The sequence below is a fragment of the Thiomonas sp. 13-64-67 genome (genome assembly GCF_002282795.1).
Lineage (GTDB): Bacteria > Pseudomonadota > Gammaproteobacteria > Burkholderiales > Burkholderiaceae_C > Thiomonas > Thiomonas arsenitoxydans.
Window position 1 is genome coordinate 34,755 of the sequence record NZ_NCKP01000002.1, and the last position, 17,033, is coordinate 51,787.

A 17,033-nucleotide genomic window follows, 5' to 3' on the forward strand; every position below is an offset into this window, starting at 1 on the left:
GATGCGAGCGCAGCGCAGTCTTGGGGGCAGCGTCGGTGCCTTGCCACCGCGCAAAGCCGCGCCAACGAGCGCGGCCAGCCGGGCCGCAGGCCGGGCTGATGGGGTTGCCGCGACCGCGTAGCGGTGGCGGCGGCAAGGCCCGCAGGGCCGCGCAGCGACGGCCCCGAGCCGCCTGCCCCGAGCCTGTCGAGGGGCTGGCGCTTGGGGCTGGCGCGTAGGCAAGCCGAAGGCGCGCAGCAGCCCTTGGGCTGCGTAGGGGAGCCGCAGGGAGTGAGTGCGAGCGCACACGCCGGGATCGCCCAAAGGCGAGACCGGCGTGAGGCGAAGACACGAACGAACACTGCGGGGCAAGGGCGTTCAGCCCGCTGCCCCCGCGTGCGAGGGGAGAGGCCGAGCAAGGCCCGCAGGGCCGCCGCCGAGGCCGGGGGTGAGCAAGGGAATGGCGTGCAAGGGGCATGACGGAGCGCAGCGACGGCATGGCCCTTGCCCCGCCATGACCGCGCCGAACCCCGACCCGACGACACGCGGGCGGGGGGGGCCGACACCGGCGCGGACACTGGCGGAGTCGAGCGGCAGCGAGACGGAGACAGGGGAGCGAGGCGCCCCAAGGCGCCGACGGTGTTGGGGGGCGTCAGCCCCGGCGCTTCGAGCCCCGTCAGGGTCGAAGCGCCCCGGTTTTTCTTCTGCGCGAGCGGCCCCCTAGGGCCGCAACCCCCGGCCCGCCCGTTCAGGGCGGGTGAGCGCAGCGAAAGGGGGTGGTCGCGTGCCTTTGCGCCCGCGCGCAGCGCGGGGTGCCTGCGCGGGGTGCCGCACCGCAGCCGCTGGCGCAGACAGGCGGCGCAGGCAAAACAAAAGCCCCGGGCCGGAGCCGGGGGCTTTTGTGGTGTGGCGCATGCACGGCGGCATATACGGCCGTGCATCAGAAATGTTTACACGGTGTAAACATTTTGCGTGGCTGGCTGCATCGGGGCTGCACTGGGTTGCGGGTGCAGTGCCGCAAGCTCTGCGCGTGCCGCCTTGACGGCAGCGGCGAGCGCTTTGCTGCACACGTCTGCAGCGTCGAACTCAAAGCCCGCCGCGCTGGCTTCGGCCTTGATCGCGTCGATCTGTGCAAACAAATCGACGTCGATCCGCACGCTCAGCGGGCGGGTCTGGGTGTTTGCTTTTTGCTTGAGGATTGCCATGGTCAAACTCCTTTGGTGGTGGTGGGAAACTGGTCGATGCTCGTAAAGCTCAGCAAGGGATGGTGCCGCGCCGGGTCGATGGTCACGCGTTGCTTTTGCCCAGCGTGCTTCACGTCGAACTCACGCAGGCTGGTCAGCATGCCGCGCAGCAGGCTTGCCGTGTGAGAGTCATCGCAGACCCACACCACGCGCGAATACTTGCCTTCGCGGATCGCGCGAAGCCTTGTAAACAAGATGCGCTCGTACCTCGAACGGCGCTTCATCGTCCGCTCGTACTCGATACACCAGCGCACGCCTTGGGTGTCTGTCGAGATGGCGTCAGGCCGCGCCTCAGCGTCGAACGGTGCAAGCCTGTCGCCTGACTGCCAGTCCGTCCAGCCTGCCGCGTGGGCCTGCACGCGCAGGCGCTGTAAACCGAGCGCGTGCTTTAGCGTGGACAAGGCGACGCGCGCCGGTTCAAACGTGCGTTCGCCGGGAATCTCGCCGGTGCTGGGGTCAAAGGCCATGCCCTGGCCGTGGGGCGTGATGCCCCACAGCACCGGCGCCCAGCCGCTGTCGGTTGTGATGCGCTTGGATGCCAGCAACTCGGCGCGCTGCATACCAGCCAGCGTGCGCGCCGTCTGACGCTCCGACAGCCCCAGCAACACCGCCGCAATCGGTGCCGTGGTGTAAACCTCGTCGCGCAAAAAACGCAGCAGCGTGTGCCGTTTGTCGGCGGCGCGCTCGGCGCGTTGCGCTGGTGTCATCTTCAATGCGTCGTGCATGTTGTCGGCTCCGTCAGATCAGCGCTTGCGCCTTGGTCGCGTCAGGCGCACTGCTGGTCGGCAGCGGTGGCGCTGGGGTGACCTGCGGTTGCTCGCCGGGTTGCATGTATCCGCAGGCAATCAGCTTCGGCACGCCGTCGCCAAAAATCCAGCACACCGGGGCGTCGGCGCTGCTCGCTGGCTTTGGCATCGCCGTTGACAGCATGTCGGGGGTCACCAGCGAGCGCATGGTGTTGAGGTAGCTGCCCTGCTCCAGTCCATCCACGTTCGTTGTCTTCGCCGTGGTTTCTGTCTGCACGGCGTATTGCCCGGACAAGCTGCTCAGTTCGCGCGCCGTTTGGTCGTCTTCTAGGCGGAAGATGAGTTTGAGGGGCGTGTTTCCCTTGGCCGCGCCGAGCACGGCCTGTGCCGGGAGCCCTGCGCAATCGTGCAGATCACCGTAACTTTGGAAGGCGAGCAGCACCGTGGCGCGCTGGTCCCTGATCGTGCCCAAGGCCCTCAACGACGTGTTGCCCAGCGAATACTTAAATTCATCGAGGAACAGGTGAGTGTGTCGCGCGCCAGTGCGCGGGCGGTTCTTGATGATCTGCACGATCCTCGTCAAAGCCATTTTTTGCGCCGCTTGCACGCGCAGATCGTCGACCGAGCCCACGATATAAATCAGACCGCCTTGCTCGATCACCGCCGCCAAGTCGGGGCCTTGGCTGGTCGCCAGAGCCTCAAGCCGCGCGAGGTCTTTCAGGTTGCGCCACAGATTCGCCCGGTCGGTCACTTCGGACATGCCTGCGCCGACCGCAACCATGCCGCGCAGCGTCGTTTGCTCTGGGGTAATGGCATCGAGCAGCGCCGCGAGGCCATCCCTGTCTTCACCCCTGTAAAAGTCCACGCCGGGCTCCCCGGACGGCTCCAGGCCCAAAGCTGTTGTCATCAGCACTTCAAGCTCGGCGCGCGACGCGTTGAAAAAAGGATTGATCTGCGGCACATCGGCGCGCAGGTCTACGAACACCGTAGGCCGCCCCAGTGCGCGGGCCTCGCGGGTCAGGATGCCGGGGGCAAATTCGTCGGACTTCGGGTCGATCACCACAACCGCATCCCCCATGCGCAGCGCCTGCGCGAGCAGCGAAGTGGTGATGACCGTCTTGCCGGTTCCCGACGCGCCAAGAATGGCAATGTGATTCTTGCGCATCTGGTCGGGAGTAAGCACGACCGGCACGTCGCGCGCGATGCCCTTCCGCGTGTGCCGCCACGTCGCGCCAACCCAAATCGTTTTGCTTTGCTCAGCGTGCTCAATCATGGGTTCGGCGCGGTACGCTGGGCGCTGCATTGCCTTGCCCAGCGCCACCGCCTGGTGCACGTTGGGCAGGTCGTCGCCGGCGGTCGCGGGTGCGCGCCATTGCTGGACTTTGCGCCAGGCAAACCAGCTAAAAAGCGCCAACCCCGCCATGACACCGAGCGCAGACGCAAACGCTCCGCCGCCTAGCGCGTAGCTCACCAGCCAGCCGCAAACCAGTGGCGCGATCACCCACTTCAAAACGATCCGCAAGCCCCATGCCCGCGCACGGGCAGCATGTCCACGCAAAAGGTCGATCATTTCTTTACTCCTTGCAGTCAAGTTGCTTCGACGAATCCATCGGGCGGCTCGCCCATGCTTCCCATCCATAGGCCGCCACGGAAATTGCAGCACCTGTCGCCAGCGTCGCAAGCCACGCGGTGAAGCCGACCGGCTGGGCGAGCGCCCAGCGCCAGGCCATGGACTGCAGCGCCCACTTTTGGGGGGACAAGGGCGCGGGCGAAGTCCAGTAGGTGGCTTCGAAGCGCCACAGCGGCAAGGCGGTGCCGCTCCAAAACGGGAGCGACACCGCACCAGCGACGGCGCCCAGCACGGCGGCGCGGAGCAGCCAATGCAAACGGCTGCGCTGGGTTCGTGTGGTGATGCCGACCGGCGTACTCACTGCAGGCCCCCTTCGTGCAGCAGCGCGAGCGCGGCGGCGCGGGTGCGCTGGGTGTCGCGGTCGAGCGCCGCGCACCAAAGGTCGAGCGGGCTGCGAGTGTCGATGAAAAATTGCAGCGCTTCGAACCGCTCGCGGCGGTCGCCGGAACGCAAGTCCATCGCGGCACGGTGAATGACGGCGGCGGCCAGGCGCTTGACCGCCTGGGATTGGGTTTCGATCGTGGTGTGCATGGACTATCTCCAGTGACGGCGGGATGCCGCCCATGTGATAGGCCGTGCCAAGAATTGAGCGCCGCTCAGTCGCTTTGCGGCTGCTGGTATTTCGAGAGTGCCGCAAACGGCCCGTATCGCAAATCTGTGTCCAACAGGAACGTGACCTCGCCGCGCAGCTTTTCGCGCTGCTCTGGTGGCATGGACTGCACCATGCGCCGCACGGCCATGGGGTAGGCCTCGCCGGATTCGACGGCGATCCGGTAGCCGCGCTTTTGCAGCAGCGCACCCGCGAGCAGCAGGGCGAGGATGGCGCGCGGGGTGCGCTGCTGCGACCCGCCCCTGTCGGGGCTGGCATCAGTGGTGTTCCCCGCCCCTGTCGGGGCTGTGGTGTTAGGGTTTTGCAATGTGGTCATGTCAATCGTCTCATTGGTGCCGACCATCCCAAGCAGCGCCGAGAGGCGCGGTTGGGGCCTCGGTGGCAGGCGCGATAGCGCCGGGTCGAAAGTCATCTGTGGTGGTCTGATGGTGGGTTAGTGGGTTTGAGTGGGTTTGTTTCCATACGCGGAAAATCTGGATCTCCAAAAATTTACGGGGTTAAAACAACCCACTCAAACCCACTAACCCACCATGCCGGGCGGCATGGTGGGCAGATCAGGCCTTCTCAATCCTCCATGTAATTGACCCTGCTGCGCGACTTGCGACGCGGAGCACCAGGTCGCCCGCGATCCGGTCTCGGGCGCCGACGAGCCAGCGCCCGATCTGCTTCGAGCCAGGCTCACGGTTCGGCGGCAGGCCAATGGCCTCGCGCAGCGCCGATGTGGTGTCTTCATGCTGGAGCAGCTCGGTCACTTTCCAGCGTGTCGTGGACATGCGGCGGTAAATGGCGTTCAGCGCCTCAGCGATTTCTCCGGCTGTGCTGTCTGTCTGCTGTGCTTCCATAAGGCGCTTGGCTGGGTCGACACCCATTAGCCACGCGATCGGCCCACGCGCCCACAGGTTCCAATCATGGAAATCAGAACAGGGCGGCAGATCGTCGAGCCCGGGCCGCCCAGCCGCAAGGAACGCCGCCTGTACAGTCATCGCTGCGCGGATCATCTCGGCGCGTCGCTTTGCGACGATCTCGGCAGGCGGCGGGCCGGAGAACCTGCGAGACGCTGGGGTCTCGCACCTTGGGTCCAGCCTGATTTCCAGCATGCGCCGCGCGCTGTCAGCAGCAGGCGTGGCGTTGTTCGCTGTGATAACGACTGTCACACATGTGCTGACCGCTGGACTTTTACTCGCGCCGAGCAGCCGTGTTGAAAACACCTCGGAAGTAGCAAGGGAACGAATGGAGATCGAGTCCAACGCCGCACCCGGCCCCTTCTCTACCTCGTCGTAGAAAATCACCTGCTGGCCTGCCAGCAGGCGGGCGAACAGGTCTTTCTTGATTTCCTCTTCCTCCCCGGCCAGGGGCGACGCAGGCGGCGTGGCAGCCTGAGCAAACTGAGAGATTGCACGACCTAGAAGGGCCTTCCCACTGCCTGGTGCAGGCGCAGTGATCAAGATGAGCGGCGCGATCTTCAGCACTGGCCTGGATAGGGCTGCAAGCATTGATGCCAGTGCTGCCGCCTCATCACACTTGTCTGCCCATGGGAAGGTATGGATAGCATCTTGCAAAGTGCACAAGGCGTCCTCTGCCTCCTCCCGGGTTGCGTCCACCCGCGCAGATGCTGCTGGCTGGTGTGCTATGGAGTAGACGCAGGTCTCTTTGTCATACCCGCCGGGGTGGGCGCGGCCTGGTGAGACCCAAAGCTGGTGATCCACGGCAGCCTTTAACACTGGGATGTGTTCCCACGATCCCATATCAACCATCGCCTTCGCCACCGCCGTCGGGGGGTCGTCTGGCACCAGTTTCCAGCCGTCCTCCAGATCCTTAACCTTTCGCATCCATCGCGCCGACCGAGCCATCTCAACACGCATGGTTGCTGAGGTCAGAGCTGCGCACGCACCTGTGCTTGGGTTGAGTGCGACGAGGACTGACCCCCTGTCGTATACACGTAGGGTTCGCGCGACGGCGGCGACCGCCTCGTCGACCATCGCCGCCAGTCGCCCGGCCTTGACCTCGATCACAGGCATGGGCTGTGGCGCTTTCAGTTTCGTAACGACGGCGCTCATTGCTCGCCCCCTTCCAGGTCGCCGAACAACCACCCCTGCCCCGACGGCCCGTCGCCCTTTTTCGTGTTTCCGCCGCCCCGTGAGGGCGGGAACACCACGCGGAACCACGCGTCAAAGTCCTGGATTTCCAAATTTTGGAAAAATCCTTCATAATCATCAGGATTCGCAGCGACACGGACCAGAATTTCGGTCGCACGGGCGAGAATCTGCTTAGCCCGGTCGATTTTAACGCCAAGCTCCTGCATAATCTTATCTTCGTCCAGTTGCGCCAGATATTCAAACACCCGGCGCTGATAATCCGTCATCAATCCGACGGGGTATTCAGTGTAATGGCTTTGGATATTCTCCAAAGCGTCTACGGCCTCACCATCTGCGCCCTGATAATGCGACGAAGCGCCGCAGACCCTGTGCGCGTTGCCGTCAGGCGACACGCGGTTGCTCAGGTAAAAATGCTGCGTTTTTGCGAATTCTTCGATGGAAACGCCACTTTCAAGCCGCGCGAGGTAGTAATCCTGAGAATAATCTTCAGCGTCGGCAAAAGACCAGCCGTGCGCCTTCGCGCGGCGTGCGAGCTTCGCGGCCATTTTGCCGATTTCCCCCTCGGCATGGGTGTTTTGGTTTTGCATTATGGGCCCCCTTTCGTGGAGAAGCCCACCTATCGCCGGGATGCAAAGCCCGGTGCTGGCGCCGAGCCAGCAATTAAGATTTTTTATTCTCGGTCTGTCCGGGTGGCATAATTGCCGGTGGATGGGACAAACCGCCCGCGCGCTATCTGGTCACCAGATTATCAACGCGATAATCTGGCAATCAGCAGGGGGTTTCGGCGGTCGAGGCGCGCGCGAATGCGCCAAGGCACGGCGCGGAGCGCCGGGCAATTTCGTGTTGGATTTTCAGGAATGGCTACGCCCTGCCTCACGGCATGGCGGCACCGGGGCGGTGCGTGTGGGCGGCACCAAGGGGTGCCGCAGCCTTTCATTGTGCCGCTTGTGCGGCTGGGACTGCTGGAGTGGCCGGCGCTCCCAAGCCCGCGAGGGCCTGACCGGCGTGGGGTCGGGCTCGCACCGACCTGTCTTGGCGTTCTCCCCCGCTACGCGGGGCCGACCTCGTCTGTTCCCCGCCTGCTGGGATTGAAGGTGGTTCTCCCCCGCTTGCGCGAGGCCGACTTGCTTATTTCGCTTATGCGATACGCTCAATATACCATACCTTTTGTCCCCGTGCAAACATTTTTTTTGCGCCCCTGCAACGCCCCGCATAGGGGGTGCAACCCCCGGCAATCCGCCCCGCTTTGTTGCGAGTGGTTCTCGTTCGTGTGGGAATTGAGTGGGAATTGTGGGAGCAATTATGTACAATAGCTGACAATGCGTCGCAACTGCGAGCAGTGTAACCTACTGATTTTCCATATCATTTTTGCATTTTGCGGGTGTAGTTCAATGGCAGAACGGCAGCTTCCCAAGCTGCATACGAGGGTTCGATTCCCTTCACCCGCTCCAAATCATCTCCGGCCTGAGCCGGATTTTTTTTCGCCATGACGGCTGACCCAAACCCCGCAACAGACGATGCCGACACGCTGCGGCAACGCGGCATCCGCAGCTTTGTACTGCGCGCCGGGCGCACCACCGAGGCGCAGACGCGCGCACTGGCGGAACTGGGGCCGCGCTGGATCGTGCCTTATGCCGACGCCGTCACCGATTGGTCCGCCGTATTCGGCCGCGCCGCCCCGCGGGTGCTCGAAATCGGCTTCGGCATGGGCGACGCCACGGCGCAGATCGCCGCAGCCAAGCCCGAGATAGATTTCATCGGCGTGGAGGTGCATCCGCCCGGCGTGGGCGCGCTGCTGCAGCGCATCGACGCCGCCAAGCTCAGCAATCTGCGCATCGTGCAGCATGACGCGGTGCAGGTGCTGCGGCACATGATCGCCCCGCACAGCCTGGACGGACTGCACATCTACTTTCCCGATCCGTGGCCGAAGAAGCGGCATCACAAGCGGCGCCTGATCCAGCCGGAATTCGTGCGGCTGGCCATCAGCCGTCTGCGCCCGGGCGGCTATTTGCACTGCGCCACCGACTGGCAGCCCTACGCCGAGCACATGCTGGAGGTGTTGCGCGCCGAGCCGGGACTAGTCAACACGGCCGCCGATTACGCCCCGCGCCCGGACTGGCGCCCGGTGAGCAAATTCGAGCGCCGCGGCCTCAATCTCGGCCACGGCGTCTGGGATCTGGTGTTCACCACCCGGTGAACCCGCCGGACTTCATCCAGACCAGTTCACCCAGCCGCCCCAGGCGGTGACCAGCACCAGCGCGCCGAATACCACCCGGTACCAGGCGAAGGGCACGAAGCTGTGCCCGCCCACATAGCGCAGCAACCAGCGCACCACCATCAGCGCCGAGACAAATGCCACCGCCATGCCGAGGCCGAAGGTAGGCACATCGCTCAGGCTGAGCAGAGCGCGATTTTTGTAAAGCTCGTACACCGTGGCGGCCAGCAGAGTGGGAATGGCGAGGAAGAAGGAGAACTCGGTGGCGGCCGCGCGGCTGAGGCCGAACAACATGCCGCCAATAATCGAAGCACCCGAGCGGCTGGTGCCGGGAATGAGCGCAAACGCCTGCGCGATGCCGACCTTCAGCGCGTCGCTCGCACGCATGTCATCGACATGGTGGATGCGCACATGCTGCGCCGACCGCTTCTGCCAGGCTTCAGCCCAGAAGATCACCAAGGCGCCAACGATAAAAGCCAGCGCCACCGGCACGGGTGCGAACAGCCAGCGTTTGATAGCGCTGGCAAACAGCAAGCCCAGAATGGCCGCCGGGATGAAGCCGATGAGCACATTGATGGCAAAGCGCCAGGCGGTGCTGCGCCGCGCGGGTTCGGCGGCGGCCAGTCCGGTGAGCACTTCGCCGATGCGCAGGCGGTAATGCCACATCACCGCCAGAATGGCGCCGCTTTGAATCGCGATTTCAAACACCTTGGCCTTGTCGCTCACCCAGCCCAGCAAGCTGGCGGCGAGAATGAGGTGGCCGGTGGAAGAAATCGGCAGAAATTCGGTGATGCCCTCGACCAAGCCGAGAATCACCACCACGATGGCGGAATGCGCGTCCATGCTGACCCTTGTGACAAAAGGTTGCGATTATGCGCAAACTTTGCGTCAAAAGGGCTCACACCAGGCTGCTCAGCCCCCCATACACCCCTAAACCAGCGGTCAGCACCACCACGGCGACGACCACCCAGAAGTACGCGCCGCGCAGGCGATGTTCCGGGGGCAACGCCTTGGTGGCCAGCGCCACCAGGAACCCCAGCACCAGCGGCAGCATCAAGGCGTTCATCACTTCCACCCCGATGGACAGGGCGACCAGATCGGGCACGAAGGCCACCACTAGCGCCCCGCCAATCACCCCCGCGCTGAACACGGTGTAGAACCACGGCGCCTGTGCCGGATGCAGTTCCAGCGAGTGCTTGTAGCCGGTGACTTCGCCAAACCCCCAGGCCGCCGCCAGCGCCACCACGATGGCGGCCACCATGGCCGCGCCCAGAATGCCCAGGCCAAAGACGGTGCGCCCCAGCGTCTCGCCCAGCGTCGGGGTGAGCGCCTGCGCTATTTGCCCCACGGTGTTGAGCGGCGCGGTGCTGTGCCCACTCCATAGCACCGCAGCGGTCACCATCAGCACCGCCGCCATGATGAGCTGGGTGAGCACGGCGCCCACCGCCGTGTCCCAGCGGGCGGCGGTGTATTGCTCCGGCTTGAGCCCTTTGTCGGCCACGGCGGACTGTTGATAGAACACCATCCACGGCATGATGACCGCGCCGATATTGGCCGCCACCAAATACCAGTACGCCGGATGCTGCACCGGCACATGGCCCAGCCCCTGCAACACCTGCGCGCCATCGATGGGCGCGCGAAACGCCACCCAGACGAACACCAGTTCGAACAACCCGAGCGCGATGGCAATGCGCTCCACCCGGCGGTAAGACCCCGTCCACACCACCGCCAGCAGAAAGAACGCCGCCAGGCCGAGGCTCCAGCCGCGCGGCACGCCGAACAGCGCCCCGACCCCGGCCACCCCCGAAAACTCGGTGATGATGGCCCCGACCGAAGCCACCGCCAGGCCCGCCACCGACACCCAGGCCCAGCGCGCACCGAAGGTTTCGCGAATCAACTCGCCATGCCCCTTGCCGGTGAAAATGCCCAGCCGCACGGTGAGCTCTTGCACCACATACAGAATGGGGATGAGCACCAGCTGCAAGCTGAGCAACTGGTAGCCCCATTGCGCCCCGCTTTGCGCCGCGGTAATCACGCTGCCGACATCGGTATCGGCCAGCATGACCACCAGCCCCGGGCCGAGCACGGCCAGAAAAATGACCAGTCGGGACAGCGCCCGCGGGCCGGGCTGTGGCAGGGTGGAACTTGCGGTCATGGCATTTGCCTCTCATCTGCCCACGCTGGCGCGTAGGCTTATGCTGCAAATGCTATTTACTTTTATTTGTAATTCAATCGCATTTACTCCTGCTCACACTTCTTTCGTTCTTCGCCAACCATCAAATCAGCTTCCACAGCAGTAGCGCATTCAGTGCGATGATCAGCGCCGTCACCGCCCAGCCAACCCAGCGCACCGTCGGCCGATTGACCAATTCGCCCATCAAACCCCGGTTGGAGGTGAACAGCAGCAAGGGCACGAGTGCGAAGGGAATGCCAAACGACAGCACCACCTGCGAAAACACCAGCGTGCGTGTCGGGTCGATGTCCAACATCACCACCCCGACAGCCGGCAAGCTGGTGACCAGACGGCGCACCCACAGCGGCACGGTGAAACCCACCAGCCCCTGCATCACCACCTGCCCCGCCATCGTGCCCACCACACTGCTCGAAATGCCGCTGGCCAGCAGCGCCAAGGCGAACACCGTGGCCGCCCCAGCGCCCAGCATCGGCGTGAGAGTGCGATAGGCCTCGCTCAGATCATTGGCCGCGAGGCCCTGCTGGTGAAAGGTGGCCGCAGCGACCGCCAGCATGGCCATATTGATCAGACCGGCCAGCCCCATCGCCAGCATCACGTCCTTCCAGGCGAAGCGCATCAGCAGCGCCCTGCGCTGAACCGGCACCTGAATGCGCCGCTGCGTCAGGCTGGAATGCAGATAGATGACGTGCGGCATGACGGTGGCGCCCAGAATGCCCACCGCCAGATACACCGCATCGGAGCTGCCGCCGAAACTCGGCCTTAGCGTGCCTTGGAGGATGGGCAGCAAGGCCGGATGGCTCAGCGCCAGTTGCAGGCCGTAGCCCAGCGCAATCACTCCCACCAGCGCGGCCACCACCAGTTCTAGCGGACGAAAGCCCTTGCGCTCCAGCGTCAGAATGCTCATGACGATGACAAACGCCGCCAGCACCGACGCCCCCATGGGCAGGCCGAACAGCAGATGCAGCGCCAGCGCCGCGCCGAGAAACTCCGCCAGATCGGTCATCATCGCCACGATCTCGGCCTGTACCCAGTAAAACCACACCAGCTTGCGCGGGAAACGCTCGCGGATGAGTTCGGGCAAATTGCGTCCGGTGGCGATGCCCAGCTTGGCCGACAGACCCTGCACCAGAATCGCCGCCAGATTGGCCCACAGCACCACCCACAGCAGGGTGTAGCCATGCTGCGCGCCCGCCTGAATGTTGGTGGCGAAGTTGCCCGGATCGACATACGCCACCGAGGCCACCACCGCCGGGCCAATAAAAGGCAAGATTCGCCGCAGCCCCTGCGCGCCTTTTGGGTCGCCGCTCAGGGCGATATGCGCGGCCTGAGCGGTACGTTGATCGAGTGTGGAGGCATACGACATGACCTTCTCCCTGCTGAACGTCTTGTCGATAATTTAAGTCAATTACGATAAATTTCTAATTGGATTTGAATATGGTGGTCTTAGCGCGGAACAATGCGGCAACCGGCGCGAAATTTGCTCTTCGGCAGACACCGCACCGCCCGCTGGTTTTGCATGACAAATTAAACTGTGGCACTTTCACCCTGCGTTGCGGAGAACCCATGAGCATCGAGCAAGCCCGTTTCAACATGATCGAGCAGCAGATCCGTCCCTGGAATGTGCTGGACGCCGGCATCCTCGAACTGCTGGGCAGCGTGCGCCGCGAAGACTTCGTGCCCGCGGCCTATCGCGGTCTGGCCTTCATGGACACCGAAATTCCCCTGCCCTGCGGCCAGAACATGCTCGCCCCCAAGGTAGAGGCGCGCATCCTGCAAGAACTCGCGGTGCGCAAGGATGAATGGGTGCTCGAAATCGGCGCGGGCAGCGGCTTCATGGCCGCGCTGCTCGGCCACCGCGCCGCTGCGGTACAGACCCTGGAAATTCACGAAGAACTGGTGACCATGGCGCGCGCCAACCTGCAGCGCGCCGGCATGAACAACGTCACCGTCGAGCAGGCCGATGGCGCGCACTACGCCAAAAGCGCCGAATTCGATGTGATCGTGCTCTCCGGCTCGGTCGCGCAAATTCCGCAAGACCTGCTGCAACGCCTCAAACCGGGCGGGCGGCTGGCGGCCATCGTCGGCGACGAACCCGTGATGCGCGCGCAGATCGTCACCCGCGCCACCGCCACCGACTTCCGCACCCGCGATCTGTTCGATACCGTGGCCACGCGGCTGGAGCATTTCCCCGAGCCCTCGCGCTTCCAATTCTGAACCTGACAACAAGGACTCCCTGATGATCAAGCAACTCAGCGTGCGCGAACTGGCCGACAAGATCGAAGCCGCCACCGCCCCCATCACCGACTGGCAATTCCTCGACGTGCGCGAGCCCTGGGAATTTCAGATGGCGGCGATCAAGCATCCGCACTGCCCCGTCACCCACATCCCCATGAGTATCGTGCCCCTGCGGCAAAACGAGCTCGATCAGAGCAAGCCGCTGGTCGTCATCTGCCGCAGTGGCAACCGCAGCATGATGATCGCCCGTTTTCTGGAGCAAAACGGCTTCAGCGAGTTGTACAACCTCAACGGTGGCATGACCGCCTGGTCGCGCGAAATCGACCCTTCGGTGCCGATTTACTGATCCGCTTGCGGGCGCTGCGAAAGCGCCTTCCCCGCGTTCTCCACGATCCAATCCGCCTGCCGCTGCGCAGCGCCCTGATGCGCCGCGGCGAAGGCGCGGGCGCTCTGGCTCGCCTGTTGCCGCAAAGGCGGGTCGTCGAGCCAACGCGCAAAAGCCGCCCACACCTGCGCCGCATCCGCCGCCCGCAGTGCGGCCCCGCCGTCGATCGCTGCCTGAGCCGCTGCAGCGAAGTTGAACTGCGACGGCCCCAGCACCACGGGGCAGCCGCAAGCGCAGGCTTCGATCAGGTTCTGCCCGCCCAAAGGCAGCAGGCTGCCGCCGATGAACGCCGCATCGGCCATGGCGTAGTAAGCCGCCATCTCGCCCAGTGAGTCGCCCAACCATACGGCAGTCTCGGCCGTCGGCGCCCCCATGCTGCGGCGCTGCACGGCGTGGCCTTGACCCGCGAGAAGTTGCGCGACCGCATCGAAGCGCTGCGGATGGCGCGGCACCCAAACCAGCAGTGCCCGCTGCGCCAGCGCCAAAGGCAGCGCGGCCAGCAGCAACGCCTCCTCGCTCTGCCCGCCCTGCTCGCGGGTGGACGCCAGCAGCAACACCGGGCGCGCAGCAGCCGCCTTCCACTGCTCGCCGAGTTGCAGCAGCGCGGGGTCGGGTCGCATGTCGAACTTCAGATTACCCAGACTCGTCGCCTGCGCCGCTCCCAGCGCCTGAATGCGCCGTGCATCTTCAGGTGTTTGCGCTGCAGCGAACAACCCGCCCCAGGCCACGCGCGCCAAAGACGGCCAGCGCTGCCAACGGCTCGCACTGCGCGCGCTCAGCCGTGCATTAGTCAGCAGCACCGGCACCCCGGCTGCGCGACATTGCTCGGCCAGATTCGGCCACACCTCGGTTTCCATCAGCACCGCCGCACGCGGCTGAAACCGGCGCAGAAAACGCCGCATCGGCCCCGGCAGGTCATACGGCAGCCAGACCTGCACATCGCCGGGCTGCAGCAGCTCAGCCCCGGCGGCGCGGCCAGTGGCGGTCATATGCGTCAGCAAAAGCCGCATCTGCGGCAACTTCTCGCGCAGCGCCTCGATCAGCGGCGCAGCGGCGCGGGTTTCGCCCAGAGACACCGCATGTACCCAGATCCGCGGCCCCGCAGTTGTCGCAGAAGCCGACTTGCCGTTGAACCATCCCAGCCGCTCTGCCCAATACTGCCGATACAGCGGCTCGGCGCGGCCGCGCCACCATAGCCGCAGCAAGGCAAAGGGCAAAACCAGCCGCCAGAGCAGGCCATAAACCCGCAAGGTCAGTTTCATGCCGGGGAGCGGCGATTCGCAGCCGCTGCCAGCACGTCCCGCGTGGCATTCAGCACCTCGTCCACAGCAGGCTGCTGGCCGGTGTCACCCAGACTGCGCCAGGGCCCCGCCGACTCGAAATCCACACTATGCGGCGACGAGCCGGTGTAAACAGCCACCGCGGGCGTGCCCACTGCGGCAGCGAGATAGAGCAGACCGGTATCGACTCCAACCACCACGCTGGCCGCACGCAACACCCGCATCCATTCGGCTAGGCCGAAGGCAGCGGGGGCAACGCAAGCGCGTGTCATCGTGACGTCGGACGCTGCGGCATTCACCGACTCGGCCAGACGCTCAGCGCGGGCACGCTCGGCTGCATTGCCCCAGGCGAACACCCCGATCCGACCTTGCGCCGCAAGCGCTCGACCCAGAGCGACCCAGCGCGCTTCCTCCCACAGCTTGCGGTCTTTGGCGGTGGCGCTTAGCAGCAAGGCATAGGGTGCATCGCCAGCCAGCCATGCGGGGCGCTCGGCCTGCAGGCTCAGGCCGTATTGCGGCTTGCCCTGCGGGGCATAGCGCAAGGCCCAGGCGACCAGCGCCCGGTAGCGCGGCACAGCAGCCTCGGTGCGATGCAAGTCGGTCTTCTGACGATGGGCGTAGAACAAGGGCGCGAGCGCCTCGCGTGCGTTGCCCCACGACAGGCCATAGAGCGGCCCGCGCGCCAGCCGGGCGATGAGGGCGCTTTTCACCAGCCCTTGCAAATCGATCACGGCGTCATAGGTCTCGGCGCGCAAACCAGCCTTCCACTCCCGCCATTCCTGCCGAATTTCTGGGCGCCAGAACTGCTTGCGCCAGCGCCGCAGCGCCAGCGGAATCACTCGCCTGACCCCGGAATGGGCGCGCACGATGTCGGCGTAGGCCTCCTCGACCAGCCAGTCGATTTTCGCCCCCGGATGCGCGGCCAGGATGTCGTGCACCACCGGCAGCGCGTGCACCACATCGCCCATCGAGCTGGTCTTGACGATCAGCACGCGCAAGGGCGGTGTGGACGGATTCAATACCGTGGTCAAAATGGCAGTATCAACGAAGCATCGAGCGCCAGCAACGCGGTGCGGAACTCGGCCTGAATCCGCGCCAGCGCCGCTGCATCAGCGCCCTCGAATCGCAGCACCACGCAGGGCGTCGTGTTGGAGGGCCGCGCCAAGCCGAAGCCATCGGCGTAGTCGGCACGCACGCCGTCGATGGTGGAAATATTCGAAGCGCCGGGAAAGCGGCCCTCTCGCTGCAAACGCTCGCACAGCGTGAAGTTGGCGCCCTCGGCCGTCTGCAGCTTCAGCTCCGGGGTGGAGACGGAATCGGGCAGGGCTTCGAGCACGGCCCCCGCATTCTCGGCACGAGAAAGAATTTCCAGCAGCCGCGCCGCACCATACTGCGCGTCGTCGAAGCCGTACCAGCGATCCTTGAAAAAGATGTGGCCGCTCATCTCGCCAGCCAGCGGCGCGTCGATTTCTTTCATCTTGGCCTTGACCAGCGAATGCCCGGTGCGGCCCATCACCGGCTCGCCGCCATGCCGACGCACCCAGGCGGGCAGCTGCGCGGTGCATTTCACGTCGAACAGAATGGGCGCGCCGGGATGGCGCTCCAGCACATCGGCGGCGTAGAGCATGAGCTGGCGATCGGGCCAGATGACGGCCCCACTGGGCGTGACCACGCCGAGACGGTCGCCGTCGCCATCAAACGCCAGCCCCAGTTCGGCGCCGGTGTCGAGCACGGTGCGGATGAGATCTTCGAGGTTGCGCGGATCGGCGGGGTCGGGATGATGGTTGGGAAAGGTGCCATCGACTTCGCAGTACAACTCCACCACCTCGCAGCCCAGGCTGCGCAGCAAGCGCGGCGCAAAAGCGCCTGAAACGCCGTTGCCGCAATCGACCACCACTCTCATCGGCCGCGCCAGTTTGATGTCGCCTTCGATGCGGCCCAGATAGTCCTCGACGATGGAGGCCTGCCGCGCGCTGCCCTGTTCTTGTGCGAAGGCTTCGCTGCGGGTCAGCGCCAGCAATTCCTGAATCTGCTCGCCGAACAGGGCATTGCCGCCGAGCACCATTTTCAGACCGTTGTACTCGGGCGGATTGTGGCTGCCGGTGATCTGAATGCCGCTGACCACCGGCGTGGTGGCGCAGGCGTAATACAGCATGGGCGTGGCGTTCATGCCCAGATCGATCACGTCCGCGCCCCCGGCGCGCAAGCCTTCGCTGAGCGCCTGCGCCAGCGCCGGGCCGGACAGACGCCCGTCGCGGCTGATATTCACCGCCGTCTCGCCATTGCGCCGCGCCAGTGTGGCGAAGGCCTGGCCGATCGCGCGGCAGGCGTCTTCGGTCAGCGTTTTGCCAACGATGCCGCGAATGTCGTAGGCCTTGAAAATCGTGGGATCAAGCTGCGCCATGCGGGGCTCCGGTGA

General features: G+C 64.9%; 17 protein-coding genes and 1 tRNA gene. 4 read left to right on the top strand and 14 right to left on the bottom strand.

The window, feature by feature from the left end; genetic code table 11:
* Positions 1 to 929: 929 nt before the first annotated feature.
* The 8 genes from B7X30_RS01045 to B7X30_RS01080 form a co-directional block, all read right to left on the bottom strand.
* Positions 930 to 1,184, bottom strand: coding sequence for a hypothetical protein (locus tag B7X30_RS01045; RefSeq protein WP_286728625.1), 255 nt, complete (start codon positions 1,182 to 1,184; stop codon positions 930 to 932).
* A 2-nt stretch (positions 1,185 to 1,186) separates the two neighbouring features.
* Positions 1,187 to 1,948 (bottom strand): hypothetical protein, encoded by a 762-nt coding sequence (locus tag B7X30_RS01050; RefSeq protein ID WP_286728626.1) that lies wholly within the window; start codon positions 1,946 to 1,948, stop codon positions 1,187 to 1,189.
* 13 nt (positions 1,949 to 1,961) lie between these two features.
* Entirely contained in the window at positions 1,962 to 3,632 is a 1,671-nt protein-coding gene (locus B7X30_RS01055; RefSeq protein ID WP_286728627.1) for a type IV secretory system conjugative DNA transfer family protein, read from the bottom strand.
* On the bottom strand, positions 3,544 to 3,900 hold the full coding sequence (locus tag B7X30_RS01060) for a hypothetical protein (RefSeq protein WP_286728629.1): 357 nt from the start codon (positions 3,898 to 3,900) through the stop codon (positions 3,544 to 3,546). Before B7X30_RS01060 ends, B7X30_RS01055 begins: the two co-directional genes overlap by 89 nt.
* Positions 3,897 to 4,130 carry a hypothetical protein gene (locus B7X30_RS01065; RefSeq protein ID WP_286728630.1) on the bottom strand — a complete coding sequence of 78 codons (234 nt, stop codon included), beginning with the start codon at positions 4,128 to 4,130 and terminating at the stop codon, positions 3,897 to 3,899. Before B7X30_RS01065 ends, B7X30_RS01060 begins: the two co-directional genes overlap by 4 nt.
* Positions 4,131 to 4,195: 65 nt before the next feature.
* Positions 4,196 to 4,525 (bottom strand): hypothetical protein, encoded by a 330-nt coding sequence (locus B7X30_RS01070; protein WP_286728632.1) that lies wholly within the window; start codon positions 4,523 to 4,525, stop codon positions 4,196 to 4,198.
* A 238-nt stretch (positions 4,526 to 4,763) separates the two neighbouring features.
* On the bottom strand, positions 4,764 to 6,266 hold the full coding sequence (locus B7X30_RS01075) for a P-loop NTPase family protein (protein WP_286728633.1): 1,503 nt from the start codon (positions 6,264 to 6,266) through the stop codon (positions 4,764 to 4,766).
* On the bottom strand, positions 6,263 to 6,892 hold the full coding sequence (locus tag B7X30_RS01080; protein WP_286728634.1) for a hypothetical protein: 630 nt from the start codon (positions 6,890 to 6,892) through the stop codon (positions 6,263 to 6,265). Before B7X30_RS01080 ends, B7X30_RS01075 begins: the two co-directional genes overlap by 4 nt.
* Positions 6,893 to 7,682: 790 nt before the next feature.
* Here B7X30_RS01080 and B7X30_RS01085 point away from each other — a divergent pair.
* A tRNA-Gly gene (locus B7X30_RS01085) sits at positions 7,683 to 7,756 on the top strand.
* A gap of 35 nt (positions 7,757 to 7,791) precedes the next feature.
* Positions 7,792 to 8,502, top strand: a complete 711-nt coding sequence (gene trmB / locus B7X30_RS01090; RefSeq protein ID WP_286728637.1) for a tRNA (guanosine(46)-N7)-methyltransferase TrmB — start codon at positions 7,792 to 7,794, stop codon at positions 8,500 to 8,502.
* Between the two features lie 12 nt (positions 8,503 to 8,514).
* Here the strand turns inward: trmB and B7X30_RS01095 are convergent, their stop codons facing one another.
* The 3 genes from B7X30_RS01095 to B7X30_RS01105 all read right to left on the bottom strand — a co-directional run bounded on the left by B7X30_RS01095 (position 8,515) and on the right by B7X30_RS01105 (position 12,077).
* Positions 8,515 to 9,363 (bottom strand): undecaprenyl-diphosphate phosphatase, encoded by an 849-nt coding sequence (locus B7X30_RS01095; protein ID WP_286728638.1) that lies wholly within the window; start codon positions 9,361 to 9,363, stop codon positions 8,515 to 8,517.
* Positions 9,364 to 9,418: 55 nt separating this feature from the next.
* A complete protein-coding gene (locus B7X30_RS01100; RefSeq protein ID WP_286728639.1) occupies positions 9,419 to 10,675 on the bottom strand; it encodes an NRAMP family divalent metal transporter in 1,257 nt (418 codons plus the stop codon).
* Positions 10,676 to 10,796: 121 nt separating this feature from the next.
* Positions 10,797 to 12,077 carry an Nramp family divalent metal transporter gene (locus tag B7X30_RS01105; RefSeq protein ID WP_286728640.1) on the bottom strand — a complete coding sequence of 427 codons (1,281 nt, stop codon included), beginning with the start codon at positions 12,075 to 12,077 and terminating at the stop codon, positions 10,797 to 10,799.
* 200 nt (positions 12,078 to 12,277) lie between these two features.
* On the opposite strand from B7X30_RS01105, the gene B7X30_RS01110 reads away from it, so the two are divergent.
* Positions 12,278 to 12,928, top strand: coding sequence for a protein-L-isoaspartate O-methyltransferase family protein (locus B7X30_RS01110; RefSeq protein ID WP_013105242.1), 651 nt, complete (start codon positions 12,278 to 12,280; stop codon positions 12,926 to 12,928).
* A gap of 22 nt (positions 12,929 to 12,950) precedes the next feature.
* Positions 12,951 to 13,295 carry a rhodanese-like domain-containing protein gene (locus tag B7X30_RS01115; protein WP_286728641.1) on the top strand — a complete coding sequence of 115 codons (345 nt, stop codon included), beginning with the start codon at positions 12,951 to 12,953 and terminating at the stop codon, positions 13,293 to 13,295.
* On the opposite strand, the gene B7X30_RS01120 is transcribed toward B7X30_RS01115, so the two are convergent.
* Genes B7X30_RS01120 through B7X30_RS01130 form a run of 3 tightly spaced genes read right to left on the bottom strand, consistent with a single transcriptional unit; the run spans position 13,289 to position 17,018 of the window.
* Entirely contained in the window at positions 13,289 to 14,596 is a 1,308-nt protein-coding gene (locus B7X30_RS01120) for a 3-deoxy-D-manno-octulosonic acid transferase (protein WP_286728643.1), read from the bottom strand. The genes B7X30_RS01115 and B7X30_RS01120 overlap by 7 nt on opposite strands.
* The gene (gene waaC, locus B7X30_RS01125; protein ID WP_013105239.1) at positions 14,593 to 15,645 is read right to left on the bottom strand and encodes a lipopolysaccharide heptosyltransferase I; all 1,053 of its coding nucleotides are present in this window, start codon (positions 15,643 to 15,645) and stop codon (positions 14,593 to 14,595) included. The genes B7X30_RS01120 and waaC overlap by 4 nt, the downstream gene beginning before the upstream one ends.
* Complete coding sequence (locus tag B7X30_RS01130; RefSeq protein ID WP_286728644.1) at positions 15,642 to 17,018, bottom strand: phosphomannomutase/phosphoglucomutase; 1,377 nt, start codon at positions 17,016 to 17,018, stop codon at positions 15,642 to 15,644. The genes waaC and B7X30_RS01130 overlap by 4 nt, the downstream gene beginning before the upstream one ends.
* Positions 17,019 to 17,033: the final 15 nt, after the last annotated feature.